Genomic DNA, 26,330 nt, shown 5'->3' with positions numbered 1-26,330 from the left:
ACATCGGCCCCGCATCGGACGAGTCTTGGAAGTAACCGATTCACGACTCCGCAGTGGCACTGCGAGAGAGGGGCTGACTCCCGAGAGAACCTCGACCACCGCACATCACGAACCACGGAGCCCCTCAATGTCCACCACCATGAACTCGCACGCCACCGACCTCGTCAGCGTCTACGGCCGCAGCCAGAGCCGGCGAGCGTTCGAGCTACGCGACTTCCTCAGCCGGAGCGTCGTCCACTTCCAATGGATCCCGATCGACACCGACGTCGACTGCACGCAGCACTTCGGTCTTCCGCTCGACGAGACGGACCTCCCGATCGTCGATCTGTGCAACGGTTCGCGGTTGCACTCGCCGACGGTCACCGAACTGGCGGACCGGCTCGGGTGGGTCCGCGAACCGAAGCTGCAGGAGTACGACGTCGCGATCTACGGGGCCGGCCCGGCGGGTCTGTCCGCCGCGGTCTACGCGGCGTCGGAAGGGCTGAGCGTGGCCGTCCTGGAGCGCGAGGTCGTCGGCGGGCAGGCCGGTTACAGCAGCCTCATCGAGAACTACCTCGGCTTCCCGAAGGGCATCCCCGGTGGCGAACTGACCGAACGTGCCCGCCAGCAGGCGGTCTCGTTTGGCGCCGATCTCCTCCTCATGCGCGACGGGATGCAGACCCGCTTCGCCGACGATCGGGTGTACACGACCCTGAACGACGGCACGACCGTCGTCTCACGGACTGCGGTGTGCACCACCGGAGTCGAGTGGCGACGCCTCGGAATCCCCGACGAAGAGCGCTATATGGGCTGCGGCCTGTTCTACGGGGCGGGGACCAGCGAGGCGTCGACGTGCTCTGACCTCGAGGTGTTCGTCGTCGGCGGCGGCAACTCCGCCGGCCAGGCGGTGATGAACCTGTCGGCGTACGCCAAGCACGTCACCATGCTGGTCCGCGGGCCGTCCCTGTCGGCGACCCTGTCGGCCTATCTCGAGGAGCGGGTCGTGCGGCAACCCAATGTCGAGATCAGGACGAACACCCGGGTGATCGGCCTTGACGGAGCACAGGGGCTGACGTCGATCCGTCTCGAGGACACCGCTACCGGCGTCGTCGAGGATGCCGACACGGAACGGTTGTTCGTCTGCATCGGCGGCGACCCCGCCACCGAATGGGCCGCCGGCACCCCGCTGGTGCGCGACGATCACGGATTCCTCATCACCGGGCCCGATCTCGTGCGCACCCACCACGAGGCGCACTGGCCGCTCGAGCGCGCGCCGTACTACATGGAGACGTCGGTCCCCGGGTTCTTCGCGGCCGGCGACGTCCGCCGGAACTCGGTGAAGCGTGTGGCATCCGCCGTGGGTGAAGGGGCTATGGCGGTGACCTTCGTCCACAGTTACCTGGCCTCGATCTAGCTGTGCACCCCGGTGTGGCTTCCGTCGGCGCGCCACGTCACCGTCGTCGGGACCTCGTCGTCCCAGGGTTGGCGGGTGACGAGGTCGGCGACCCGGACATACCCGCGTTCGAAGACGCCGGTCGCCGGATCGATCAGGCGGTATTCCTGGGTCTGGCGATGGATCGGCTGGGCGTCGAGCAGGACGATCCGAACCTCACCGGGCTCGAAATGGCAACGCCGCTGCAGTGATTCGATCAGCTGTTCGTTCGAGAGGTGACCATCGCCGAAGTTCCAACCCATGGCGGTACTGCAGATCCGCTCGCCGTCGGTGAGCACGTACTGCTCCTCGGGGGTGCCGGCCATAGCACGATGAGCGAGCGTGAACAACGCCCGGCCGTGACTGTTGAAGGAGCGGAACGCATACCCCATGTAGAGCGGGATCTGCGCGGCTTCGGGGCTGCCGTAGAAACGTTCGAGCTGTGCGGCGGGCATCGATGCGATGGCGACGATGCCCGCCTCGATCTTCGCCGACGCCGACGGTTTGATGCACCACAACCCGGTGTCCCAGTTGCCCGCGTAGTACCGCATGCCCGGCAGAAACGACACCTTGCGCGGCATCAGGTTCCCGACGACGACGGTCGTCGCCGACACCGCGAACAGCAGGATGGGCCACGGGGATTCGAGATCGGTGAGGCCGATGCCGGGGTGTCCGACGAAGATCGCCAGGATGCCGAACATCATGAAGACGTTCCACTCCAGCGGGACGCCCATCGGGATCGACGACAAGATGCCGAAGTGGAAGACGAGCATGATCGCGGCGGCGATCCCGCCGACCCATCCGCCGTGCGAGAAGAACAGCACGATGGGGACGAGTCCCTCGACGGCGGTGGAGAAGTGGGCGATCCAGCGTGAGCGTCGTCCGGGACGCAGGTCGTCGGGGAAGTTCTCGAAGAACTTGCGTTTGATCTTCGGCGAGCGCCAGATCGGGTTGTTCGACATCATCGTCGCGATGACGAAGGGGAAGTGCTTGTTCAGCTTCGACGTCGCCGCGCCCAGCCAGATGCACAGGAACAGTAGTTTGGCGCCGACGATCATGTCGACGCCGCTGAACAGGAACGTCACCGTGAGCGCCCCGTACACCTCGCCGCGCGCCGCGAGGAAGATCGTCTTGTCGCGGAGTCCGATCGCGGCGAGGAGCGCGAGGATCGTCCAGATCTGCCACAGCGGCAGCACGCCGACAGTCGTGTCGAGAGCGGGGACCGCGCCGGCCCCGGGGCTGAAGAGCGCGATCAGCACGACGACGATCAGCGCGCCGTAGAGCGCGACGTCGACCGGGGTTCGGGTGTCGCCCGCGGTCAACGGGATGCGCGGCCACGGCGGCTGGCGGATGGTCTTGGGGCGCAACCAGTAGAGGATCGAACCGAAGGGTGGGAAGAAGCGGTTGTTCAGCGGACCGAACCCGCAGCCGAATCCCACGACCTCGAACAGCATCGTGTACAGAACGATCTTCTGGAAGACGATCGGCTCGTCGTACCAGTCGGTGACCGCGAAGAAGCCGTCGATGCCGGGCGTCGAGATGACGATCGCCCAGCCGATCAGGATGTAGGCGAGGATCTTTCCGACGTAGAACAGGTGCAAGGCGACCGGCGTCCCGAATCCGACCTCGCCCAGTGTCGCGCCATCGGTCGGATCTTCTCCGCGCGCGTGCCCTGGCTCCAGGTCGGGAAATCGATGTCCGGCGTGGTCTGCTTCAGGAATCCCATCGTCGCTGAACGTAACAAACCAAGCGATTGCTTGGGGTCGGATCGAACCTGGTCGAGCGAGTTCGGCGTCGTACGAGCGCTCGGGTCACCGATGTGTGGCGTCGTACCTTTCGCGGCTCGCGTGTACCTCGTCCATGTGGGCCTCGGCCCAGGTCTTGATCGATGCCATGACCCCGTGCAGGGAGAGTCCGAGGTCGGTGAGTTCGTAGGTGACCGTGACCGGGACCGTGGGAGTCACGGTGCGCGTGAGGAGTCCATCGCGTTCCATCGAGCGCAGCGTCTGCGTCAGCATCTTCTGGCTGACCCCGGCCAGGCGTTGTGCCAGTTGGGAATAGCGCATGGTCTGCGGGCCACCGGGACAGTCGTTGCCCGGGGCGGGGCCATCGCTGCCGAGTGCGGCGAGGATGAGCGCGACCCACTTGTTGGAGATGCGGTCGAGGAGCTGGCGGCTCGGGCACTGCGCGAGGAATGCGTCGTACTGTGCGCGGGCCTCGGCGCGTTTGTCGGCCGCGGTCTGTGTCGGCATGGCGGCACCCTTTCGTTCCGGTGAGTAACGCACTTTGAAGTGCGTACTTTCCATTGGAGAGTTGCTCTCTCATGGTGGTTCATAGGAGCGCCACACACAAGAAGGAGCACACCATGAACACATATCGAGACACTTTTCGTGCCGCCGTCGTGACCGCACCGTCGGGACCCGATTCGATCGAGATCGTCGACGTCCCGGTGCGGCGACCCGCGGACGGCGAGGTGCGCGTCGCGGTCGCCGCTGCGTCGATCAATCCGGTCGACCTCGCGGTCTCGTCGGGGTTCTTCCACTCGGTGGGGGTGATCAACGGCGACGCGGCCGTCGGATTGGGCATGGACTTCGCAGGCACGGTGCTCGAGTCCGGTGCCGGCGTCGACCTCGCCCCGGGAACCAGGGTGGCCGGTGTCCTGCCCGGCTTCGACCATCCGACCGGCGCCTACGCGGACGAGGTCGTGGTCCCGGTCGATGCGGTGGCGGGCGTACCGGAATCCCTGGATCTCGTCGCGGCATCGACCGTGGCCATCAACGCCCTTGCCGCCGAGCAGATCCTCGACCTGCTCGACGAGCCCGGACCCGGCAGCGACCGACTACTCGTGACCGGGGCGGCCGGAGTGGTCGGTGGATACCTGCTGGTCCTGGCCCGGCGTCGAGGATGGGACGTCACCGGGCTGGCCCGACCGGCCGACGAGGGGTTCGTCCGCGGCCTCGGCGCCGGCTTCCTCGACCGGCCACAGGGCGGCTGGCCCGCGGTCGCCGACGCCGCGGCGATGCAGGAGGCCGCACTCGCGCTGGTGCGTGACGGTGGCCGGTTGGTCGGGGTGATGCCCGGTCGAGCGCCGGCCGCCGAACGTGGGATCACCGTCGACGTGGTGGACTCTCACGCCGACGGTCGGCTCGGACGACTGCTCGAACTCGCCGCGGCGGGCGACCTGCCGATCCGGGTCGAGGGGACCCTGCCCCTCGATCAGGCTGCCGATGCTCAGAAGGCCGCGGCGAAGCCGGGCCGGCGGGGTCGGTGGGTGATCACGCCGTGACGACGTGCGGTACGGGCGGGTCGAAGCTGGGGTTGTCGGGGAGGGGTGACTCGCCCTTCGAGTCCCCGATCTCCTTCACCGTCTTCAGGCCGGAGAGCTTCGAGTCACCGCGCCGCGCGAGCGAGTCGTCGTACCACTCGAACCACGGGTAGCCGTACTGGAGATACTCCTCGATCGTGGGAGGAGCGTGGTGCGGAGCGGTGCCGGTCAGTCCCTTCCAGTCGGCGCTGTTGACGATGCGCAGGACGGCCTCGCCGGTGGTGCCGGTGTCCCAGTTGGTGCGCGGTTCGATCGGCGTCGCGATCGACTGCGTGATCGATCCGCCGGCGCCCATGCCCATCGCACCGGTGGCCCCGGGCGCTTCTGCACACAAAACCATCATGTCGGGATCGTCGAGAGTCGGCTCTTCGCGTCGAGTGGCGATCCGCTCGTTCCAGACCGACCCGCGGAGCGGCGTGACCTGGATGCGTAGTCTTCCGTCGTCGGCTCCGGTGAGCTGCTCCGCGGCCGTGTAACCGCCACCGAGAGGCATCGCGACGAACTGCCGGACGGTCTTCTCGTCCACGCGGAAGCCGTCGAGCCAAGGCTGTTCGGGGACCTCGAAGTAGTCCTCGCCCTGGAAGTCGACAGCGTCGGAGAAGTCGTCTCCGGTGACCGCGTTGATGCCGCCGACGGAGATCCGGACCAGGAACGGGTAGTCCTCGGGCGAGGAGAAGCTGAACCACGCGGCCTCGGCCTGCCACATCGGGAGCAGGACGTCGGAACCGGCCCAGGTGCGCGACCTGTGGGCCACCGATTCCGCATTCATCAGCGGAAACGAGCCGATGCTCGGTGGCAGCCCGTAGGTGGTCTCGTCGTCGGGAACGCGGAGGGTGCGATGCACGCGGATGTGCAACCGGGCGTCGGGGTGGACGTCGGGGAAGGCGAATTCCAACTGGTTCCGGGTGACGGTGGGGGACATGTGCGGCCTCCGGCTGGTGCTGATGTGTGTCGTCGACGGTAGAGGTCGGGTCCGACAATCCCCGGCGTCCACGGACCTGCGTTCGAACCGGCGACGGGACCGGCGTCGAGTGGTTCACTGGAAGCATGGTGTTCGTCGCGGTGGCCGTCTTCGTGGTGGTGGTCGCGGTTGCGCTCGTCCTGCTGATGTCCACGGCGATCGGCGCCTTCTCGGCGATGTTCAGCGAGATGAGAGCCGACTCCGCCCGGCGACGCGCCCGCCGCGGTGATTCACCGGTATCGGTGGCGGACCCCGCCGCGTCGAACTCGGCCGATCCACTCGGGGAGCTCGCCGACGACATGCGGTTGGCACAGGCCCGACGCTGGGCGTTGTGCCAGTCCGTGCAGAGCCGTCTCCCCGACGAGACGAACGAGACGTCCGGACACGTCGCCCGCGCCCTCGACATCTGGGGTGGCGGTGACCTCGACCGGCTCAGAGGCGACCGCGTCGGACAGATCGTCTGGACGACGGCGATGATCGCCGACAGCGTGGCCCGTCACCCGGCCTGGAAACTGGACTTCTTCGACCATCATGCCGTCCGCGTCGATCTCGACGGCGAGGTCACCTCGATCGCCACCGCCGCTGCCGGCCTGCGCGACCAGCTCGACATTCTCGGTGATTCCCCCAAGGGTCACCTCGGCGTCGACGACGAGGTGGTCGCCACCTTCACGGAGAAGTCGCGGGTGCTGTCCGGGCGACTCGACGGCCTCGTCGCACGCCTGGAGGCGTTCGCCGACTACGAGCAGATCGTCGCCCGCATCCAGCAACGCCAGGAGAAGCAGGCCTGGCTCGACCGGGTCAGTGCGATAGACGAATTCGAGCACGTCGTCGACGCCGAGTGGGACCGTGCCGAGAGCGACCGCGTCCGCAACATGGCCGACGAATCCGAGGTCCTCGCCTCGATCTACCTGGATGAGATCGCCCCACTGGCGAAGTCGCTCAAGCGAAGTGATGCGGCCTGAGGCTCGTCACGAAGGGGCGATGACCACCTGGAACAAGACTTCCTTCCGGACCTCGAAGCCCAGCTGCTCGTAGAGGCGGATCGCGTTCACGTTGGTGGCCTCCGCGTGCAGGACCGGCGTTGCACCCCGGTCCCGAATGCCCTGTGCGAGTGCGAGAACCAGCCGTGACGCGAGGCCCTCGCCGCGGTGATCGGGATCGGTGCACACGGCGCTGATCTCGGTGTGCCCCCCAAGGGCGAGTCGTTCACCGCCCATTGCGATCAGGCGGCCGTTGCGTCGAATCCCGAGGTAGGTGCCCATCTCTATGGTGCGATTACGAAACGGCCCGGGACGGGTGCGGCGAACGAGGTCGGTCATCTCCGGGACGTCGTCGGCGGCCAGTCGGATGCCGGCGTCGTCGGGTCTCGCGAGCACTCCGGCGTCGACCATCTGCACCCCGGGCAGGTGCATCTTCGATTGCCAGCCGACAGGCGGTGTGTCTGCGACGACCGGTAGGAACAGCGCACCTCCCGGACCGACCAATCGTGCGGCGTCGGCCCAGTCCTCGGCGGTCGGGTCGTCGGGGAGGGCGGCCATCGGGCACACGTCGGGGTGGTACCGCAGGGCGGTGCCGACGCTCTGGGCGAACCGCGCATGCGGGCCGGTCAGGGCAGCGCGGGCCGGGTTGTCGAGCGGTGTGGCGCCGGAACGTTCTGTCCCGCCCGCGGATTCGTCGACGCTTCCGGCCACACGGCGACGATACCCGCGATGCGGGACGGAAACACGCACGCGGGAATTGGGCTGCGCAGGACACTCAGACGGTGCCGGCCTTACGATCGGGCGATCAACAGCGCTGGTCGCGGCGTTCCGCGGAACGCCCCCCGGCGGAAGTTCGGGCGAGAAGGAGCCGCGCGTGGCGACGAGTGAGCGTGCCCCCGACGTCGACGCCGACCGTGCGGCGACGCGCAATCTCACCTTGATGCTCGTGCTGACGTTCGCGACCGGCGTGGTCGACGCGGGCGGTTTCCTCGGCTTCGACACCGTGTTCCTCGGCAACATGACAGGCAACGTCCTGATCCTCGGGATGGGTGCAGCCGGCGCCGACGGCCTGCCGGTCCTCGCGCTATCCCTGGCACTGGTCGCGTTCATCGTCGGCGCCGGGATCGCGAGCCTGTTCCTGGGATCCGGCCGTCGCGGATGGAGTCCGCGATTGACCGCCGTGCTGGCGGTATCGGCGTCGCTGGTCGCCGGCACCTCGGTCCTCGTCTGGCTGCAACCGGCCGAGCACATGGCGGCGATGTTCGCCATCGTGATGACGGCGAGCGCAATGGGCATGCAGGCCGCAGCCGCGCGCAACATCGGGGTCGCGGACGTGACCACCGTCGTCGTCACGTCGACGATCACCGCCTGGGCGATCGACATGTTCGCCCGTCCCAGCCGGGCCACGATCCTGAACCGCCGGCTCGCGGCGATCGTCACGATCCTGGTGGGCGCCCTGGTCGGTGCGCTGCTGGTGAAGGTCGCGCTCTGGTCGGTCTTCGCCTTGGCCGCGATCGTCAGCGCCGTCGTGGTGGTGTGCGGGCATGTACTTGCGGCGGCAGGTGGCGGTTCGGATGCGCCCGTCTGACCACGTTGCGTTTTGTCGCGGAAAGCGGCACAAATCGCAACGTGGTCCAGACCCGCACAGAGGAAACGGTCGGCGAACGCGCTATTGCGCACTCGCCGACCGTCTTTCAGGTCCCGGCCGAACGGTCGCCGAGCCCGAGGTTCGTGGAGTCAGCGCAGGACGATGTCGACCGGCACTGCGCTGCCGAGGGTGTGGCCGACGGGAGAGCTGGCCTGGACCTTCGCATGCAGTTCGTCGAGCTTTTCGCGCGGGGCGTCGGAGTCGATGGTGACGTTCGCGGTGATCGAGCTGAAGCCGGCGTGACCTTCGGCGAGCCCGAGGAAGACGCGAAGATCGAGATCGCCCTTGAGATCGATGCGGAGGTCCTTGAGTTCGATGCCGGCCACCGTGGCGTTGGCGGCGTAACCGACCGCCAGGCAGTTGCCGAGCGCACCGAGGAGCTGCTCGACGGGATTGGGTGCGGTGTCGCCGCCGCCCAGGGCAGCCGGCTCGTCGGACCCGATCGGCGAGAAGTTCCGGACACGGGCCTCGGACGAGAACGCACCGTTCCACTGAACATGCGCCGCCCAGGTCGTCTGAGCCTTGGAATCGTCGGCCTGGATGGCTTCGACGAGCTGACCGACAGCTGCGATGTCGACGTCGTTGAGGCGGGTGGCGGTCTCGGTCATGGTGCTCCTTCGCGAACGATGCGGTGGCATCGAACCTAACGAGCAACAGGGCGCGGGACAGCGTTCAGCGCCACGCTGATCCGAACTGTCGAAAATCAGGACGCAGCGTGATCGATCACGGCTATGGGGTACCGCGAGGCGTGATGGGCGGCGCGGGTCACCGAGGTGGTCCAGACCGGGAAGGTGGTTCCGGCGCGGGGGCGGGTGATGACGAGCAGAGACGCCTGCGGTACGGCTTCGGCGAGGGATCGATGGGGATCGCCGTTGACGAGCTGGATGTTGACCGAGAGCGCGGGGTACTGCTTTCGCCACGGCTCCAAGAGGGCGTCGGCTCGCGCGTACACATCCGAGATCTGTTCTGGCGCAGCGTCGTCCGGGATGGCACAGATGATGGTCACCGGTTGATCGATCTCGTGGGCCCGCGCGAACGCGGTGCTGATGGCGTGTTCCGACGGCGCGTCGACGTCGATGGCGGCGACAACCGGGCCGTCGAAGCTCAGGTTGCCGAAAGGCACTGTGACCACCGGGCATTTCGACCGTGCGGTGAGGGTCGCGCTGACGCTTCCGGCGGTGAGTCGTTCCAGCCAGCTCGCCCGATGATGCCCCAGCACCAGGAGGTCGACGTGTTCGGACACCTGTAGTAGCAGCGGAACCGGTAGCTCGGGCTTGACCAGGGTGTCCACGTGCAGGTCCGGATGGTGGGCGCGGAGAGCCTCGGCGACTGCGTCGGCTCGGGTCAGCGCGGCGTCGCGGATGTTCTCGATGTCGAACTCGGCGAGGCTCTGGGCGGCACCCGCGGGTGCGTATCCGCTGACGAGCAGCAGTCGCCCGCCGCGTCGGAGAGCGGCCGCCGCACCCCATCGTGCGGCGGCCTCCGCCTCCGGGCTGTGGTCGAGCCCGACCGCGACCGTGCTCATCGCGGCTGGGTGTCCTCGGTCGAGGCGAGTGCCGCGGCGGCGGCCTCGGCCCGCCGTTCCTCATCGCTGCTCATCGTCTTCAGCGCGACCTCCTTGATGAAGCAGATGGCGACGAGGCTGAGCGCCGCCATGACACCGGCGACCAGGAAGATCCTCGCCGTGCCATCACCGTAGGCGCCGCGGACGATGTCGGCGATCGGACCGGGCAACTCGTTGAGGTTCGCCAGCCCGGCCTGCGAGCCGCCGGTCTGTGCCGCGTCGATGCCGACCGCGCTCAGGCCCTTGGCGATGAGATCGGTGACGTGGTTGGACAGGATCGCACCCAGCACCGACACGCCCGAGGCGCCGCCGAGCGAACGGAAGAACGTGACCGTCGAGGTGGCCGCACCCAGATTGGCGGGGCTGACGTTGTTCTGGACCGCGAGCACCAGGTTCTGCATGGTCATCCCCATGCCGACACCGAGGACGAACAGGTATCCACCCAGGATCACCATGTTGGTGTGTGCGTCGATCGTGGCGAGCAGTCCGAAGCCGACGGTCATCAACGCCGCACCGGCGACCAGGTAGGCCTTCCACCGTCCGAAGCGGGTGATCATCTGGCCGGAGATCGTGGCCGACACCATCGAGCCGAGGATCATCGGCAGCGTCAGCAGGCCGGCCGCGGTCGGCGAGTAGCCGCGCGCGATCTGGAAGTACTGACCCAGGAACACCGCACCACCGAAGAGCGCGACACCGACCGCGATGCTCGCCAGCGTTGCCAGCGTCGTCGTGCGGTCACGGAACAGGTGCAGCGGGATGATCGGGCTGCTCACGCGCGACTCGACGAACACCGCAGCGGCCAGCAGAACCAGTCCCAGCGCGACGAGGCCGTAGGACGTCCCCGACGCCCAGTCGAAGCTCTTGCCGGCGAGGGTCACCCAGATCAGCAGGGTGCTGACGCCGGAGGCGATGAGGAGTGCGCCGCCGTAGTCGATGCTGACCTTCTTGCGGACCACGGGGAGGTTCAGGGTGCGCTGGATGACCATCAGGGCGACGACGGCGAGGGGCACACAGACGTAGAAGGTCCAGCGCCAGCCGAGCCAGCTGGTGTCGACGATCAGTCCGCCGATCAGCGGACCCGCGACGGTGGCGAGCGACATCACCGCGGCCATCGGCCCCTGGTAGCGGCCACGTTCGCGGGGGCTGAACATGGTTGCGACCACGATGACGACCAGCGCCTGCAGGCCGCCCAGGCCGAGACCCTGGATGACGCGGTAGCCGATCAGCATGTCGACGGACTGTGAGGTACCGGCCAGGATCGACCCGATGGTGAAGAGTGCCAGTGACATCTGCACCAGAAGTTTCTTGCTGACAAGGTCCGAGAACTTACCCCAGATCGGCGTGGTGGCGGTCGACGCCAGCAGGGTCGCGGTGACCACCCACGTGTACTGGTCCTGTGTGCCGTGCAGATCGGTGATGATCGTGGGCAGGGCATTGGACACGATGGTCGACGACAGGAACGCGACGAACATACCCAGCAGGAGGCCGACGAGCGCCTCGATCCGCTGGCGGTGTGTCATCGGGATGTCTTCGACGTCCGCCGGCCCGGTGGCGGGTGCGCTCATACTTCGATACCTCCGCGAGACGCGTCCTCGTACTGACCGGAGGTCGCGCACGGGACGGCACATTGTTGAATGCTGCAACTAGGACAGATGTGAAAGTTGTAACACGCAACTATCGAAGATTGTTCCGGCTGTGGCCGACGCCTCAGTCGCGGACGGGTCGAAACCGTCTCGTGACGTGTCGCCGTGTGATTCCGGACGGTGTCGTCGGCGCGCGATAGCCTTCGCCAGACAGGCATCGACGACGCGAGGTTTGACCCATGACGGACACCCTGGGTGCGGCTGACAGAAGGCGGTATCCGTCATGCCTGCGGTGATCCCCGAGAACCCGCGGTTCGCGGCGGCCGGCGAAGAAGTCGTCTTCGACGCGCTGAACGCACAACTCCTGGACGAGGATCTGATCGTCGTCGGGCAGCGGGTCACCGACCACTCGAAGGATCACGAGATCGACTTCGTCGTCGCGATCGAAGGGTCCGGGGTCGTGTGTGTCGAGGTCAAGGGCGGCGAGGTGTGGCACGACGGCGAATCGTGGTGGCAGGAGCGCGTCGGGCAGGGCCCGAAGCGGATCGACCCGGTCGCACAGGTCAGGGACGGCTGCTACGCGCTGCGTGATTTCGTCGAACACGATCCCCGATGGACGCAGGGGCGCGTGCGATGGGATCACGTGGTGGTCTTCCCGCATTCGGAGGTCGATTCGAGCTTCGCACTTCCCGAGTGCCCGCGATGGAAGGTCGTCGACCGCACCCAGCTCCACAAGCTCATGCCGCTCATCCGGAATGTCCTGCTGCAGAAGGACGTCGACTGGCCGGGAATCGACGCCGACGGGATCATCCAGCTGCGGATCGCGCTCAGCGGCAGGGGGTTACCGCAACGCGATGTGGTCGCCCGTGCTCTGGAGAACGAGAGCGTCGCCGACACGCTCACCTCCCACCAGGCGGTGATCCTCCGTGCGATCCACCAGCTCAGTCGCGTCGAGGTGCGCGGCGGTGCGGGCAGCGGCAAGACCTTCCTCGCCGTCGAGCAGGCACGACGCCTCGCCAAGGACGGTCAGCGGGTTGCCTTCGTCTGTTACTCGCATGGGCTGGCGTCGTTCCTCCGGCGACTCACCGAGACGTGGCCACGCAAGGAACGGCCCGCGTATGTCGGCGAGTTCCATGAACTGGGCATCGAATGGGGCGCGCCCACCGGTCCCGACGAGCAGGAACGAACCCAAGCGGCGCAGGACTTCTGGGAACACGAGCTTCCGCAGCAGATGTACGAGCTCGCGCAGGGGCTCCCGCCGGGAAAGCGCTTCGACTCGATAGTCGTCGACGAGGCACAGGACTTCGCCGACGACTGGTGGAAACCGATGCTCGCGTGCCTGCGCGACCCCGAGTCCGGCGGCATCTACGTGTTCAGCGACGAAGCGCAGCGTGTCTTCGCCCGACAGGGGTCGCCGCCGGTGGACCTGGTGCCGCTGGTCCTCGACCACAACCTCCGCAACACCAAGCAGATCGCCGAGACCTTCAAACCGCTTGTGGGACAGCGAATGCAGTTGCACGGTGGCAACGGACCGGCCGTGACCTTCGTGCCGTGCGCGGCAGCCGACGCGCTCGACGCCGCCGACGACCAGATCGACCCGCTGCTCGACAAGGGATGGCGGCCCGAGGACATCGCGCTGCTGACCACCGGGAGCCGCCACTCCGAACAGAAAGCACGCCAGGCCGAGGGCACCCGGGAGTACTGGGAGTCGTTCTGGGACGGTGAGCAGGTCTTCTACGGTCACGTCCTCGGTTTCAAGGGACTGGAACGACGCGTCGTCGTGCTGGCGCTCAACGAGACGAAGGCGTGGGATCGGTCTCGCGAACGCCTCTACGTCGGATTGTCCCGCGCCCGTGATGAACTGGTGGTCTGTGGTGATCCCGAGTTCGTTCGGGAGGTCGGTGGACCCCAGGTCGCTCGCCAACTCGGCATCGCCGACACGGAACCGCAGTGATGACAACGGAAGAGTGGAGACCGGACATGGCAGCGGTGGACGACGTACTCGCGGAACTGGAATCCCTCGGTTCCGAGCAGACACGCAAGACCTACAGCCGGCACGGGGTCGGCGACAACCAGTTCGGTGTCAGCTACTCCGCGCTCGGGAAGCTCAAGAAGCGGATCAAGACCGACCACGAACTCGCTCTGGGATTGTGGGCCAGCGGGAATCACGATGCGCGCGTTCTGGCCGCCATGATCGCCGATCCCGAGAAGGCCGATCCGAAGCTCCTCGACGCCTGGGCACACGACGTCGACAACTACACGCTCTCCGACGCGGTGTCCGGGTACGCGTCGTCGACCCTGCTGGCGAAGGACACCGCCGAGCGTTGGATCGAATCGGACCACGAGTTCGTCGCCGCGATGGGATGGGGGATCCTCGCCACCATCGCGACGAAGGACAAGAAGCTGCCGGACTCCTACTTCCGACAACTGCTCTCGCGGATCGAACGCGACATCGCGGGCGGCCAGAACCGCGAGCGGTACTCGATGAACACGGCGCTCATCGCGATCGGGGTACGGAACGACGCTCTCGAATCGGAGGCGTTGGCTGCGGCTGCCCGGATCGGCACCGTCGTCGTCGACCACGGCGACACCAGCTGCAAGACGCCGGACGCCGCGGCCTACATCGCGAAGACGAAAGAACACCGCGCGCGGAAGCGCTGACCCACTCTCGACCGGACTCAGGGGCCGAGTTGGCACGCCTCCGACCAGGACATTTGCCCCAGTTGCGGCCCACCGTCTCGCGCGTCGGGACCTTGGTCCCGACCATAAGTGGACTTATGTCCCGCGGCTGTAGGGGCCTAGTTACCCGAAGTGAGAAGATCTGAGCCCACCACGTCTCAGACCGTTTGGTCTGGCTGAAGGCCTCCCTACGCTCCGCAGGCATGAATGCCAGACGCGCCCTCTGTGCGGGCCTCGCAGCAGTCGCTGTCTTCGTCGGTGGTGCCGGCGTACTGACCCCGGCGGCCACTGCTGCTCCCGCAAGTCGCTGTGCCCCCGCCTCGACCCCTGAGACGAAACAGCGACTGTCGGAACTGACCGACACGTCCGAGATCCAAGACCTTCGACGATGCGCGCTCCACGATCAGCGACCTGCGCAAGGAGCTCAGCAAGTCGAACAACTATCTCGGCACGTTCCCGATCGCCTTCGACAACATCTTCGACCTCGTCGGACCCAGCATCGAATCCGGAATCTATGAACATCCGGAGTGGGCGTCGGACCTCGCGGTCGAGGTCGTCCGCCTGTACGTCGGGAACCTTCACGAGTACGCCACCGGCGGTGAGCCGCAGCCGCATTGGGCGCAGGCCTTCGCTCTCACGACCGCGTGCGACCGCAGTCCCGGACGGGTCCTGCTCGGGCAGATCTTCGCCCATCTCCTCGTCGACTTCCCCTACGCCCTGGAGAACATCGACACGACGGCCGGCCACACCCGGGACTTCTACACCTTCGGCGGTGCGCTCGTCGACGCCACCCCGACGATCGTCCAAGACGTCAAGCGCACCTACGGTGTCGACCTCGGCCCGCTCTTCACCGCGTGGTTCGTCGGAGACCTGATCGGCGACAGCCAGGCCACGACGCTCCTCTTCCAGTCGACCCGGACCGCTGCGCTCGTCAACAGTTTCGGCTTGCAGAACCCGGCAACCCGTGGCGTGACCGTGGCCGAGATCAATGCACTGTTCCAGACGGCGAATGTCGCGCTCGACGTGATGGAGAAGCTCGGCCAGATCTGAGCGAAGAACGCGAGCCGGTGACCACCGGTCACCGGCTCGCGTCTTGGTTCTCGAAGAGAAGAACTACCAGGAGATCTCGATCTCGATCTCCGATGCGTCCTCACCGCGCTCGAACTCGACTTTCAGCTCCACCTGAGCGGGGATGTCGATGCGCACGGTCTTGTTGTTCTCGATGTACGACACCTCGTTGTGCCGGGCGATCGCATCGGCGAGGTCGTGGAGCCGCTGCGCCACCTCTTCGCGGGTCAGCGTGGTCTTGGTCTCGTGCTCGAACAGTTCGTCGCTCATGCGTTCATCTGAGCCGATCGGGATGGGCCGGTCAAGCGTGCCGCATCGACAGGTCGACCGACGGACATCCGGGCGTCACCCGCAGTTCTCCGGCGCGTCGAACCGTTGCGCAAATCTGACCCGGGTGACCTCAGCACCCTTCCTCTCCCAGCATCTCTCCCGCCGCACGATCCTGCGCACCGCCGGGGCGGGGGCCCTCCTGATCCCGGCCGGGGCCGCGGCCGCATGCGGATCGCCGGACTCGGGTTCCGGTGCAAGTCTGATCAGGTCGCGTCCGAAGCTCACCCACGGCGTCGCCACCGGGGAGGTCACCAGCAGTGGCGCACTGGTGTGGGCGCGATCGGACCGGCCGGCGGCGATGATCGTCGAGACCGCCTCGTCTGAGTCGTTCCGGGGTGCTCGACGCATCCGCGGACCCGTGGCGACGCCGGATACCGACGGCACCGGTCGCGTTCGTGTCGCCGGCCTCGAACCCGGGCAGACCGTTCACTACCGCGTGACCCTCGAAGGTGACGACGGCGCAGTCGGTGAACCGGTCGTCGGGACCTTCACCACCGCCCCGGTTCAGGCGCGAGACATCACCTTTCAGTGGTCGGGTGACGTCGCGGGACAGGGGTGGGGCATCAACCCCGACCTCGGCGGGATGCCGATCTTCGCCACGATGGCCGAGCGCAACCCGCTCTTCTTCATCCACTCCGGTGATGCCATTTACGCCGATGGGCCCATCAGTGCGACCCAGGAACAGAACAACGGCATGATCTACCGGAACGTGACCAGCCCGGCGAAAGAGCAAGTGGCCCAGAGCGTTGACGATTACCGGGGCAATTACGCCTACAACCTCACCGACGAGCACTTTCGACGGTTTGCCGCGTCGGTGCCCCAACTCGTGCAATGGGACGACCACGAGGTCGTCAACAACTGGTTCCCGGGCGAGAACCTCGCCGGTCAGGGGCGCGATGGTTACACCGAGACCGACGTCGATGTTCTGGCCCGCAATGCGCGACAGGCCTGGCAGGAGTGGCAACCCGTCGATGCGTCGAGGTCGAAACGCCTGTACCGCAAGGTCTCTTACGGGCCTCTGCTCGACGTCTTCCTCCTCGACATGCGCACACACAAGGACCCCAATCCCGATGCGTGGTCGACGGTCAATGGCGACGGTGTACTCGGGGCGGAACAGACCCAGTGGCTCATCGACGGGCTGAAGGGATCGACGGCGACCTGGAAGGTTGTTGCCAACGACCTCCCGCTGAGCATCGTCGTCGCCGACAAGAACACGACGCCCGAGAACGGCCCGACGGCGATGGAAGCTGTGGGCCAGGGTGATCCGGGTGCACCCCTCGGACGCGAGATCGCATTCTCACGCATCCTGTCGCAGACGAAGACCGTGCCGAACATCGTGTACCTCACCGCAGACGTGCACTACACGGCGGCGATCTCCTATGAACCCGATCGCGCTGCTTTCAAGGACTTCTCGCCGTTCTGGGAGTTCGTTGCCGGGCCGCTGCACGCGGGTGCGTTCCCGCAGAGCCCGTTGGACGAGACCTTCGGCGCGAAATACGAGTTCGTGCATGCGCCCACCGAGGAGAACGTGTCCCCGGCCGAGGGATACCAACACTTCGGCGAGGTGTCGATCGACGGAAGGACTCGCGTGCTGTCCGTCCAGCTCGCCGACGCCTCGGGAAGGGCTCTGTACACGAAGCAATTGGCGCCGGCGAGATAGGCGCGGCGTCGACGCGGGACGGACGCCGTCAGTTGGTCAGCGGCCGCAGGAATTCCCCGCTGACCTGAACCGCGGGCCCCGACGACCCGCCGCCGACGACCAGCGTCGCGAAGGCGAGGTCGCCGACGATGCCGGCGAACCAGCCGTGCGGGTTCTTGTTGTCGCCGTACTCGGCGGTGCCGGTCTTGCCGCCGAGGCCGGGGACATCTTGGAGCGCGGTGGCGGTTCCGCGGGTGACGGTGTCGCGCATCATGCTTCGCAGCGCACGGACAACGTCACCGGGGATCGGCTGGGAGTCGGTGTCACCGGTGGTCGCCTGTCCCTCGACCAGCGTCGGGGTGACGGTCTCGCCCCGAGCGAGACTCGCCTCGGCCAGCGCCAGTCCGAACGGGCTGACCGTGACCGTGCCCTGGCCGATGCCGTTCTCGACACGAAGCGCGGGGGAATCGGCCTTCGGCACAGAACCGGTCACGGTCGTCAGCCCGGGCACGGTGTAGTCGGCGCCGATGCCGAACTTGCGGGCCATCGAGGTCAACGCGTCGGCGGGGAGTTTGTTGGCCAGCGCGCCCATGGAGGTGTTGCACGATCGGGCGAATGCCGTTGGCAGAGGGACGGTCCCGAGATCGAAGTCGTTCTCGTTGGGGATCGTCCGGCCCTCGATGGTCGCGCGACCCGGACACGGGACCTGCGATGTCGGCTGCACCCCGCCCGACGCCAGGGCCGCAGCGGTGGTGATGGTCTTGAAGGTCGATCCCGGCGGGTACAACCCACTGAGGGACACTGCGCCGGACTTGTCGGCGGCGTCGTTCTGGGCGACGGCGACGATCCCGCCGGTCGACGGGGTGATCGCGACGATCATCGCGGGGCGTCGTTCTCCGTCGACGGCCCGCTGTGCCTGGGCCTGGATGTCGCGGTCGAGCGAGGTGCGGACCGGAGACGTCTGACCGGGCTGCGCCGAGTCCACGAGATGCGTTGGTGCGCCGTCCCGGTCGACGATCTGGATCGACCAACCGGCGGTGGCGTCGATCGCCTTGCGCCAGATGTCCTCGAGTCCTGCCATAGCCGGGGAGTGGAGTGCCTTGGTCGCGCTGAGGAGTGCGCCCTGCTCGGTGGTCGTGACACCGGGGATCTCGCCGATACTGCGTTGGACGCGTTTGAGATCGCTTTCCCGCAACCTGATCACCGTCTGGCTCGGGGCGTTGTTGCCCTCGAACAGTTTGCGGATGGTCGCCGTCGTGATCGACGGCTCGATCGGCCGCAGTGCGCGGGCCAGCTGACCGGCCGACGCGAGCTGTGCCCGTTCGAGATCGATCAGCGCCACCGGCTGCCAGGTCATCAGCGGCCGGGCGTTGGTGTCGAGCACGGGAGTGCGGTAGGCGCGATCGTCGCTGTAGGAGAAGGACTGTCCCTCGCGGAGTTGCCGGTGCATGACCGAGGGCTGCCACCGGATGCGCCAACCCGAATCCGTCTCGGCGAGAACAACCGACGTCTGGTAGGCGGCGTTGGTGTCCCGGATCTGCCACTGGTGGTCGAGAGTGCCGGTGACCTTCTTGTCATCGACGAGGTCGGGGGTGACCGACAGTTTCGGGGTGGAACCCATGCCGTCGAAGATCGATTTGATGGTCGTGCGCGCCGCGGCCGGATCGTCGGTGAGACCGGCGGCGGCGTCGGCGTCACCCCGTTGCAGTGCCTCCGCGAACGACTGCAAGGTGTCTTCCGGTGAGTCCTGGGTCAGGAAGCACCCGGACAACGTGCCGACCAGCACGGCTAGAACACTGAGGACGACCAACCACCGACGCATGTGGCCAGACAACCGATCCGGGGGCGTCCACGCAAAGTCACGGCGCGCGATGGCCCGATAGTGATCCGCTATCGGGCCAGGTCGAGTGGTTAATCGGCGGGAACACGGAGCTCTGTCACGACCGTCCGGGCCACCTCGCCGATGGCCCGGTCGACGTGGGGCAGAGCGAGCTCCGATCGGGCGCTCAGGGTGAAGACGGCGACCGCGACCGGAAGTTCTCCGGGGAACTCGACGACACCGATCTCATTGCGGATCGCGACCAGGGTCCCGGTCTTGCCCGCCACGGTGACCCGCCGGAAGGGAAAACCCGACGCGAGGCGGGCGGTGAAGACCTGACGGCGCATCGTGTCCCTGATGAACGAGCACATCTCCGCCGACGCCGCGCGATCGGTCCAGACCGCGGACAGGAGCGTCGTGCAGTCCCGGGGCGTCGAGGAACTCGAGTATGCGGCGTCGTAGGCACTCACCGACGCGTCGCTGTCCGGATCGGCGAGAGCGGCGAAAGCCTCTGCCACCGTGCTGGTTCCGGTCTCGCGCTGAAGGCGCTCGTGTAATTCCGCGACACCGCCGACGATCCGCGTGCTGTCGGCGCCGACCGAGACGAGATCCTCACGGACGCGGTCGAGGCCGATCTCGTCGAGGATGACATCGGCGGCAACGTTGTCGGAGACCGTCATCATCGAGGTGGCGAGGTCGCGCCGGCTCAGCGTGACCGGGTCATGGAAGGCGGCCAGTCCCGTCGGGCCCTGCGCCCATCGCGTCGGGTCGACCGTGATCGAGGAGGCGAGGTCGATGTCACCGCGATCGGCACTGCGACACAACGAGATCAGGACGGCGAGCTTGTACACCGAGGCCAGGACGACCGGCGCGTCGGCGTCGAAGGAGTGCTCGATCTGCGGTGAGCCGATCGTCGTGGCATGTACCCAGCCGGAACAGCCGGCGTCGGCGAGAATCTCGGCGACGTCGCGATCGACTCGCTTCCGCACGTGGTCGGGGAGTGTGCTCGGGGCACTCAACCGGACGCCTTGCTGATCTTCCAGAGTGCCGCCGTCGTCACGTCGGCGACCTCGGCGAGTGCTGACTCCCGGTAGACGACCCGAAGCCGGAGTGCGGTGGTGTCGCGCCCGAGAGGCAGGCACCGGACGGCATCGAGTGACGCGAGACGTTCTGCGTCGGCGGTCAGACCGAATGCGCCACCGCCGGCGACGGCCGCCACCAGGTGCTCGGCAGACGAGACGGGAAGGACGTGTGGGTCGAGTCCGGATTCGCGGAGACGATCGATCAGCTGGTCGTGGGCGGGCGGGTTGGCTGCTCGTGGCGGGTGGCAGAGGTCGAGTCCCGCGAGCTGGCGGAGCCGCGGCCGCGTCGCGGTGGTGACCGGATGACCGGCCGGCACGACCACCTGGCGTCGGAAGACGACGACCGGCCCGGTCGTGAGCGTGCCGGTGACGCAGGGGGCGTCGACGATGGCGAGGTCGAGGGTGCCCGCCGACACCTGCTCGACGAGACCCACCGTCGTGGCACTCACCATCTCCTGGCCGGAGGACACGTCGCCGAGGCGTTGCGCGACAGCGGCAACGGCGGCGGCCCCGGCGAGAGGGACTGCACCCCAACGCAACACCTCGGACCCGTCATGAAGGCGTCGTGCCTCGCCGAGGAACCGCGCGGCGTCGTCGATCAGGAGTCGTGCGCGGGGTAGGAGATCACGGCCGGCGTCGGTGAGTTCGGCGCCACGGGAGGTGCGTCGGATCAGCTGGACCCCGAGCTCCTTCTCCAGGCGCCGCAACCCCTGCGAGACCGGCGGCTGTGTCATCTCCAGTCGGGCGGCCGCGTCCCCGAAGTGGCCTTCCTCGGCGACGGCGACGAAGAATCGCAGGTGCCTGACGAGATCCACGGGTTCCAGGATGGCATGACAACGACGATCGGCCCCGCAAACCCACCACGGATGGACGAACCCACCAGGTCGCGGGGTGGTGGAAGTGGCGAAAAAGGGTGGGTTTGCGTAGCGGGTCAGCGCAGGAAGGTCGCGGCGGCGTCGGCGAGATCGAGGAGCGGTTGCGGGAAGATGCCGAGTACGACCGTGACGAGCGTGCAGAGCGCGATCCCCGCGGTGGTGAGGATGCTCGGTTTCACGACGTGCGGTGCGTCGCGGGTGGGGACGTCGTCGAAGAACATGGCGACGATGATGCGGATGTAGACATAGGCGGCGATCGCGCTGCTGATGACGCCGATGACCACCAGGACTCCACCACCGTTGCCGGCAACCGCGGCGAAGACGTCGAACTTGGCGATGAAGCCGCTGGTCAGCGGGATGCCCGCGAAGGACAGCAGGTAGACCGCGAACATGGCGCCGACCAAGGGATACCGCCGGCCCAGACCCGACCACTGGGTGAGGTCGGTGGCCTCGCGGCCGGACAGGTGCGGATTGCGGACCGTCGCCGCGGTGCCGTGGATCGCGGCGGTGCGTGCCGATGTACTCGTGTCCGTATCGGGTTCCCGGATGACCGCCACCATCGCGAAGGCGCCGAGCGTGGTGAACGCGTAGGCCGCCAGGTAGAAGAGGGTCGCGCCGAGACCTGCGTCGTCGAAGGCGATCAGACCGAGCAGGATGAAACCGGCGTGCGCGATCGACGAATAGGCGAGCATTCGCTTCACGTCGTTCTGGGTCACGGCCATCACCGACGCGATGACCATCGACGCGATCGCGACCGCCCACAGCGCCGGCGCCCACTGGTCGCGCAGCGCACCGAAACCGACGTAGAAGACGCGGAGCAGCGCGCCGAACGCGGCGACCTTGGTGGCCGAGGCCATGAACGCGGTGACCGGGGTCGGGGCACCCTGGTACACGTCGGGGATCCACGAATGGAACGGCACCGCCCCGACTTTGAACAGCAGGCCGACCGCCAGCATGGCGAGACCGATCAGTGCCAGCGTGGTGTCCCCGCCGGTCCCGGCGACGTCGGTGATCGACGCCCCGATCGTCGACAGGTTCAGCGACCCGGTCGCGCCGTAGACGAACGCCGCACCGAACAGGAAGAACGCCGACGAGAAGGCGCCCAGCAGGAAGTACTTCAGCGATGCTTCCTGCGAGATCAACCGACGACGCCTCGCCAGCCCGCACAGCAGATAGAGCGGAAGCGAGAAGACCTCCAGCGCAATGAACATGGTGAGCAGATCGCCGCACGCGGGGAACAGCATCATGCCGCCGACCGCGAGCAGGGCCAGCGGGAACACCTCGGTCGTCACGGCACCGGCTCGGGTCGCCTCGAACTCGGCGTCGGTGTTGGGCACGGATGCGCCGGACGGTGTGAACATGTCCGCGTCGACACCACCGCCGTTGAGACCTGTTCTGCCGGACTGATCGTCGCCGACCCCGGCCCCGGCCAGGGTGCGCATGGTGACCGGCGCGACGACCCGTTCGAGTCGCCGTTCGGCCATGAACCCGACCGCGACGATCGCGATGATCAGCAGGAGGCCCTGCAGATACAACGTCGGGCGGTCCATCACGACGGCCCCCGACATCGCGAACTGGCCGTTCGCGCCGTCTGTTGTCTGCGCGGCCGCGACGGTGGCCAACGCCGCGAGAGCGACGACGAGCCCGCCCAGCGAAAGTGCCAGTTGCAGCGAGTACCTCACCCGGCGCGGGGCGAATGCCTCGACGAGGACCCCGATGACTCCCGCACCGAACACGATCAGCATGGGGGACAGCGCCGCGTACTCGACGCCCGGGGCCTCGATCGCGGCCAGCGGGGTCGTGACGAGAGACGTGGTCATCGGTGGGCCTCCGCATCGGTCGTCGAGCCGGCGGGCCGATCATGAGCGGGGTCTGCGACCGCGGGTTCGGGATCGTTGACCCCGACCGTGGTCAACGTGCTCTGCACGGCCGGATCGATCAGATCGATCATCGGTTTCGGATACACACCCAGGGCGATGAGCAGGGCGAGCAGCGGTACGACAACGGCCAGTTCGCGGCCCGCGAGGTCGCGTATCGGCGACCGCTGCTCGTCGTCGGACCTCGCCGGCCCGCCCATCATCCGCTGGTAGGTCCACAGGATGTAGACGGCGGAGAGCACCAGGGCCGAGCACGCGAGGACAGCGGCGATCGGATAGCGCGTGAATGTGCCGATAAGGACCAGGAACTCACTGATGAACGGGGCGAGACCGGGTAGCGACAGAGTCGCCAGACCCGCGACGAGGAACGTCCCGGCAAGGACCGGGGCGACCTTCTGGACACCGCCGTAGTCGGCGATCAGGCGGCTGCCCCGCCGCGACACCAGGAACCCGGCGATGAGGAACAGTGCGGCGGTGGAGAGTCCGTGATTGACCATGTACAGCGCCGAACCGGTCTGGCCCTGATCGGTCATCACGAAGATGCCCAGGATGATGAAACCGAAGTGGGAGATCGACGTGTAGGCGATCAGGCGCATGACGTCGGTCTGACCGATGGCCAGGACCGCGCCGTAGACGATGCTGACGACCGCGAGCCCGCAGATCAGTGGAGCGAAATACTGGCTCGCATCCGGGAACAGCTGCAGGCAGAACCGCAGCATCGCGAAGGTCCCGACTTTGTCGATGACGGCCATCATCAGCACCGCCGATGTCGGGGTGGCGGCAACCGCGGCATCGGGGAGCCACGAATGCAGCGGCCACAGCGGGGCTTTGACCGCGAACGCGAACATGAAGCCGAGGAACAGCAGTTTCGCCAGGCCGGTGGTGTCGTCGATCTGACCGCTCGACACCGCGGCCACGATGTCGCCGAGCGCGAAGGTCCCACCGCCGTCTGCGCCGACACCGTTCTGCGCGGACACCACGTACAGGCCGATCACCGCGGCCAGTAACAGCAGACCGCCGAACAGGTTGTACAGCAGGAACTTCACCGCCGCGCCGGAGCGGTTGGGGCCGGTACCGAAGCCGCCGATGAGGAAGTACATCGGGATGAGCATGGCCTCGAAGAAGATGTAGAAGAGCAGGATGTCCAGAGCGACGAAGCTCATCAGCACCATCGCCTCGGTGGCGAGGAACAGTGCGAGGTAGATGTGCGGGCCCTTCTGCGCCCGTCCGCCTGAGTGATCCAGGGACCCGTCGGAGTCGGCGTCGTGCCAACCGGCGAGCAGGAGCAACGGCAGGAGAGCGGCGGTCAGCAGGATGAGGACCAACCCGATTCCGTCCAGTCCCAACGCATATCGGCTTCCCAGGGCCGGAATCCAGCTCACGTCCTCGGTGAATTGGTAGCGCTCGCCGGCGGGATCGAAACCGACCGCAAGGCCGACGGCCAGGACGAGGACGCCGACGGTGATCGCGAAGGCGAACCAGCGTGCCGCCGCGGGCCGATTGACCGGGATGGCGAGGACGAGAGCCGCGCCCACCGCGGGGGCCAGCCAGAGGATCGTCAGCCAGGGGATGTTCACAGCGCGTTCACCGCCATCACGAGTGCGACGATCAGGGTCGTCCCGGCGAACATCGACAGTGCGTAGGACCGCACATAACCGTTCTGCCAGCCACGTATTCGACGCGACGTGCGGGTCACGGTTTCCCCGACCCCGCTCGTCAACCCGTCGACGCCGTCGGACTCCACGGCGACGAGGCCGGCCGTGATCCGCTGTCCGGGTCGCATCAGCAACTCTTCGTTGATCGCGTCGCCGTACAGATCACGTCGTGCCGCGACGGTCAGCACCGACACGTCGTCGGGTGCGATGGTGGGGACGGGCCGGGTGGCGTACTGACGGTAGGCGACCGCGACGCCGGCCGCGACGACGACGAGAATGATCGCGGTCATCGCCCACACCGGGATCAGGTGGTGGGCGGTGTGCTCGCCGACCACGGGTTCGAGCCAGTGCTCGAGTGAACCGCCGATCGCGAGCAGTCCGCCGGAGACCACCGAACCCAGCGCGATGAGGACCATCGGCCCGGTCATCACCCGGGGTGACTCGTGCGGATGCGGCGCTGGGGCGTCGGTGCCGTCGTGCCAGCGCTTCTCGCCGAAGAACGTCAGCAGCATCACGCGGGTCATGTAGAAGGCGGTGATGCCCGCGCCGAGAAGCGCTGCACCGCCGAGGATCAGGCCCTTCGCACCACCCGCCCCGAAGGCGGCCTCGATGATGTGGTCCTTGGAGTAGAAGCCTGCGAATGGTGGGACGCCGATGATCGCGAGGTAGCCGACCCCGAACGTCACGAAGGTGACGGGCATCAGTGTGCGGAGTCCGCCGTACCGTCGCATGTCGGTTTCGTCATTCATCCCGTGCATCACCGATCCGGCGCCCAGGAACAGGCCGGCCTTGAAGAAACCGTGGGTGAGCAGGTGCAGGATCGCGAATGCGTAGCCGGCCGGGCCGAGTCCGGCGGCGAGCACCATGTAACCGATCTGGCTCATCGTCGACGCCGCGAGCGCCTTCTTGATGTCGTCCTTGGCGCAACCGATGATCGCGCCGAACAGCAGCGTCACGGCACCGACGACCACGACCCCGACCTGCGCGGTGGGCGCCAGGTCGAAGATCGGGCCGGAGCGCACGATCAGGTAAACGCCTGCGGTCACCATCGTGGCCGCGTGGATCAGCGCGGACACCGGGGTCGGACCCTCCATGGCGTCGCCGAGCCACGACTGCAGCGGCACCTGGGCAGACTTGCCGCAGGCGGCGAGCAGGAGCACGAAACCCAGGGCGGTGAGGGTTCCTTCGCCGGCCTGCGGGGCGCCATCGAAGACCGCGGTGAACGCCACCGACCCGAAGGTGGCGAACATGATCATCAGGGCGACGGCGAGCCCGATGTCGCCGACGCGGTTGACCACGAAGGCCTTCTTGGCCGCGGTCGCTGCGGTCGGTTTGAACTGCCAGAAGCCGATCAGCAGATACGACGCCAGACCGACACCCTCCCAGCCGAGGTACAGGCCGAGATAGTTGTCGGCGAGGACGAGGACGAGCATCGCCGCGAGAAACAGGTTGAGGTAGCCGAAGAACCGTCGACGATCGGGGTCGGCGGCCATGTAGCCGATCGAGTAGACGTGGATCAGCGATCCGACGCCGGTGATCAGGAGGACGAAGCACATCGACAACTGGTCCAGGCGGAAACCGAAGTCCACCTGCAGTTCTCCGACCGGAACCCAACTGAAGAGGGTGTCGGTCACCCCGCGGTCATCGGCGGGACGGGACACCATCCCGGCGAACATCACCAGCCCGACCATGAACGACGCGATCGCTGCGGCAGTACCGAGCAGGTGGCCCCAGCGGTCGGTGGTCCGACCACCGAGGAGGAGGATCACCGCACCGGCGAGCGGTAGTGCGGGCACCAGCCAGAGCAGTGACGCGGTCAGTTCGGCGTTCACCA

The 26,330-nt window shown here is 67.2% G+C and carries 20 protein-coding genes and 2 pseudogenes; 8 read left to right on the top strand and 14 right to left on the bottom strand.

Translation table 11 applies throughout. The features are described 5' to 3' along the window. The first annotated feature begins 127 nt into the window (after window positions 1-127). Entirely contained in the window at window positions 128-1,393 is a 1,266-nt protein-coding gene (locus OK17_RS01205; RefSeq protein WP_461416432.1) for an NAD(P)/FAD-dependent oxidoreductase, read from the top strand. On the opposite strand, the pseudogene OK17_RS01200 reads toward OK17_RS01205, so the two are convergent. Beyond that, window positions 1,390-3,137: pseudogene (locus tag OK17_RS01200) on the bottom strand (DUF3556 domain-containing protein). The gene OK17_RS01205 and the pseudogene OK17_RS01200 sit on opposite strands and share 4 nt — an antisense overlap. A gap of 85 nt (window positions 3,138-3,222) precedes the next feature. Next, a complete protein-coding gene (locus OK17_RS01195; RefSeq protein WP_232717368.1) occupies window positions 3,223-3,663 on the bottom strand; it encodes a winged helix-turn-helix transcriptional regulator in 441 nt (146 codons plus the stop codon). A 113-nt stretch (window positions 3,664-3,776) separates the two neighbouring features. On the opposite strand from OK17_RS01195, the gene OK17_RS01190 reads away from it, so the two are divergent. Continuing rightward, window positions 3,777-4,697, top strand: a complete 921-nt coding sequence (locus tag OK17_RS01190) for an alcohol dehydrogenase catalytic domain-containing protein (RefSeq protein WP_232717367.1) — start codon at window positions 3,777-3,779, stop codon at window positions 4,695-4,697. Here OK17_RS01190 and OK17_RS01185 read toward each other — a convergent pair. After that, on the bottom strand, window positions 4,687-5,658 hold the full coding sequence (locus OK17_RS01185) for a hypothetical protein (protein ID WP_461416431.1): 972 nt from the start codon (window positions 5,656-5,658) through the stop codon (window positions 4,687-4,689). The genes OK17_RS01190 and OK17_RS01185 overlap by 11 nt on opposite strands. A gap of 125 nt (window positions 5,659-5,783) precedes the next feature. Between OK17_RS01185 and OK17_RS01180 the strand changes: the two genes are divergently transcribed. Beyond that, a complete protein-coding gene (locus OK17_RS01180) occupies window positions 5,784-6,659 on the top strand; it encodes a hypothetical protein (protein WP_461416430.1) in 876 nt (291 codons plus the stop codon). A 6-nt stretch (window positions 6,660-6,665) separates the two neighbouring features. Here OK17_RS01180 and OK17_RS01175 read toward each other — a convergent pair whose 3' ends face one another. After that, window positions 6,666-7,388: a GNAT family N-acetyltransferase gene (locus tag OK17_RS01175; RefSeq protein ID WP_461416429.1), complete on the bottom strand. Its 723-nt coding sequence runs from the start codon at window positions 7,386-7,388 to the stop codon at window positions 6,666-6,668. Window positions 7,389-7,551: 163 nt separating this feature from the next. Between OK17_RS01175 and OK17_RS01170 the strand changes: the two genes are divergently transcribed. After that, window positions 7,552-8,265: a YoaK family protein gene (locus OK17_RS01170; RefSeq protein WP_461416428.1), complete on the top strand. Its 714-nt coding sequence runs from the start codon at window positions 7,552-7,554 to the stop codon at window positions 8,263-8,265. Window positions 8,266-8,414: 149 nt separating this feature from the next. Here the strand turns inward: OK17_RS01170 and OK17_RS01165 are convergent, their stop codons facing one another. The 3 genes from OK17_RS01165 to OK17_RS01155 form a co-directional block, all read right to left on the bottom strand. Further along, window positions 8,415-8,933, bottom strand: coding sequence for an OsmC family protein (locus OK17_RS01165; RefSeq protein ID WP_461416427.1), 519 nt, complete (start codon window positions 8,931-8,933; stop codon window positions 8,415-8,417). A gap of 95 nt (window positions 8,934-9,028) precedes the next feature. Continuing rightward, on the bottom strand, window positions 9,029-9,850 hold the full coding sequence (locus OK17_RS01160; protein WP_461416426.1) for a universal stress protein: 822 nt from the start codon (window positions 9,848-9,850) through the stop codon (window positions 9,029-9,031). Next, window positions 9,847-11,454 (bottom strand): MDR family MFS transporter, encoded by a 1,608-nt coding sequence (locus tag OK17_RS01155; protein WP_232717359.1) that lies wholly within the window; start codon window positions 11,452-11,454, stop codon window positions 9,847-9,849. Before OK17_RS01155 ends, OK17_RS01160 begins: the two co-directional genes overlap by 4 nt. 301 nt (window positions 11,455-11,755) lie before the next feature. Between OK17_RS01155 and OK17_RS01150 the strand changes: the two genes are divergently transcribed. The 3 genes and pseudogenes from OK17_RS01150 to OK17_RS01140 form a co-directional block, all read left to right on the top strand. Further along, window positions 11,756-13,426 (top strand): nuclease-related domain-containing DEAD/DEAH box helicase, encoded by a 1,671-nt coding sequence (locus tag OK17_RS01150; RefSeq protein WP_461416425.1) that lies wholly within the window; start codon window positions 11,756-11,758, stop codon window positions 13,424-13,426. A gap of 26 nt (window positions 13,427-13,452) precedes the next feature. Further along, the gene (locus tag OK17_RS01145) at window positions 13,453-14,133 is read left to right on the top strand and encodes a DNA alkylation repair protein (RefSeq protein WP_461416424.1); all 681 of its coding nucleotides are present in this window, start codon (window positions 13,453-13,455) and stop codon (window positions 14,131-14,133) included. 420 nt (window positions 14,134-14,553) lie between these two features. Continuing rightward, window positions 14,554-14,916, top strand: a pseudogene (locus OK17_RS01140) (DUF5995 family protein); the annotation flags it as partial. A 348-nt stretch (window positions 14,917-15,264) separates the two neighbouring features. Here OK17_RS01140 and OK17_RS01135 read toward each other — a convergent pair. After that, the gene (locus OK17_RS01135; RefSeq protein ID WP_461416423.1) at window positions 15,265-15,489 is read right to left on the bottom strand and encodes an amphi-Trp domain-containing protein; all 225 of its coding nucleotides are present in this window, start codon (window positions 15,487-15,489) and stop codon (window positions 15,265-15,267) included. A 124-nt stretch (window positions 15,490-15,613) separates the two neighbouring features. Between OK17_RS01135 and OK17_RS01130 the strand changes: the two genes are divergently transcribed. Next, window positions 15,614-17,209: an alkaline phosphatase D family protein gene (locus OK17_RS01130; protein ID WP_461416422.1), complete on the top strand. Its 1,596-nt coding sequence runs from the start codon at window positions 15,614-15,616 to the stop codon at window positions 17,207-17,209. Window positions 17,210-17,237: 28 nt separating this feature from the next. On the opposite strand, the gene OK17_RS01125 is transcribed toward OK17_RS01130, so the two are convergent. The 6 genes from OK17_RS01125 to nuoL all read right to left on the bottom strand — a co-directional run bounded on the left by OK17_RS01125 (window position 17,238) and on the right by nuoL (window position 26,328). Beyond that, entirely contained in the window at window positions 17,238-19,010 is a 1,773-nt protein-coding gene (locus OK17_RS01125; protein WP_461416421.1) for a penicillin-binding transpeptidase domain-containing protein, read from the bottom strand. Window positions 19,011-19,099: 89 nt separating this feature from the next. Continuing rightward, on the bottom strand, window positions 19,100-20,026 hold the full coding sequence (locus OK17_RS01120; RefSeq protein WP_461416420.1) for a serine hydrolase: 927 nt from the start codon (window positions 20,024-20,026) through the stop codon (window positions 19,100-19,102). Then, window positions 20,023-20,904, bottom strand: a complete 882-nt coding sequence (locus OK17_RS01115) for a LysR family transcriptional regulator (protein WP_461416419.1) — start codon at window positions 20,902-20,904, stop codon at window positions 20,023-20,025. Before OK17_RS01115 ends, OK17_RS01120 begins: the two co-directional genes overlap by 4 nt. Window positions 20,905-21,020: 116 nt before the next feature. Continuing rightward, window positions 21,021-22,784, bottom strand: coding sequence for an NADH-quinone oxidoreductase subunit NuoN (nuoN, locus tag OK17_RS01110; RefSeq protein ID WP_461416418.1), 1,764 nt, complete (start codon window positions 22,782-22,784; stop codon window positions 21,021-21,023). Continuing rightward, complete coding sequence (locus OK17_RS01105) at window positions 22,781-24,418, bottom strand: NADH-quinone oxidoreductase subunit M (protein ID WP_461416417.1); 1,638 nt, start codon at window positions 24,416-24,418, stop codon at window positions 22,781-22,783. Before OK17_RS01105 ends, nuoN begins: the two co-directional genes overlap by 4 nt. Further along, entirely contained in the window at window positions 24,415-26,328 is a 1,914-nt protein-coding gene (gene nuoL / locus OK17_RS01100; RefSeq protein ID WP_232717342.1) for an NADH-quinone oxidoreductase subunit L, read from the bottom strand. Before nuoL ends, OK17_RS01105 begins: the two co-directional genes overlap by 4 nt. Window positions 26,329-26,330 lie beyond the last annotated feature (2 nt).

The organism is Gordonia sp. GN26 (assembly GCF_054823965.1).
This window is presented reverse-complemented; position numbering and strand designations above follow the sequence as displayed.

Coding starts and splice junctions, on each gene's coding strand:
- OK17_RS01205 (WP_461416432.1), top strand. CDS start 128: ATGTCCACCACCATGAACTCGCACGCCACCGACCTCGTCAGCGTCTAC.
- OK17_RS01195 (WP_232717368.1), bottom strand. CDS start 3,663: ATGCCGACACAGACCGCGGCCGACAAACGCGCCGAGGCCCGCGCACAG.
- OK17_RS01190 (WP_232717367.1), top strand. CDS start 3,777: ATGAACACATATCGAGACACTTTTCGTGCCGCCGTCGTGACCGCACCG.
- OK17_RS01185 (WP_461416431.1), bottom strand. CDS start 5,658: ATGTCCCCCACCGTCACCCGGAACCAGTTGGAATTCGCCTTCCCCGAC.
- OK17_RS01180 (WP_461416430.1), top strand. CDS start 5,784: ATGGTGTTCGTCGCGGTGGCCGTCTTCGTGGTGGTGGTCGCGGTTGCG.
- OK17_RS01165 (WP_461416427.1), bottom strand. CDS start 8,933: ATGACCGAGACCGCCACCCGCCTCAACGACGTCGACATCGCAGCTGTC.
- OK17_RS01160 (WP_461416426.1), bottom strand. CDS start 9,850: ATGAGCACGGTCGCGGTCGGGCTCGACCACAGCCCGGAGGCGGAGGCC.
- OK17_RS01155 (WP_232717359.1), bottom strand. CDS start 11,454: ATGAGCGCACCCGCCACCGGGCCGGCGGACGTCGAAGACATCCCGATG.
- OK17_RS01150 (WP_461416425.1), top strand. CDS start 11,756: ATGCCTGCGGTGATCCCCGAGAACCCGCGGTTCGCGGCGGCCGGCGAA.
- OK17_RS01145 (WP_461416424.1), top strand. CDS start 13,453: ATGGCAGCGGTGGACGACGTACTCGCGGAACTGGAATCCCTCGGTTCC.
- OK17_RS01135 (WP_461416423.1), bottom strand. CDS start 15,489: ATGAGCGACGAACTGTTCGAGCACGAGACCAAGACCACGCTGACCCGC.
- OK17_RS01125 (WP_461416421.1), bottom strand. CDS start 19,010: ATGCGTCGGTGGTTGGTCGTCCTCAGTGTTCTAGCCGTGCTGGTCGGC.
- nuoN (WP_461416418.1), bottom strand. CDS start 22,784: ATGACCACGTCTCTCGTCACGACCCCGCTGGCCGCGATCGAGGCCCCG.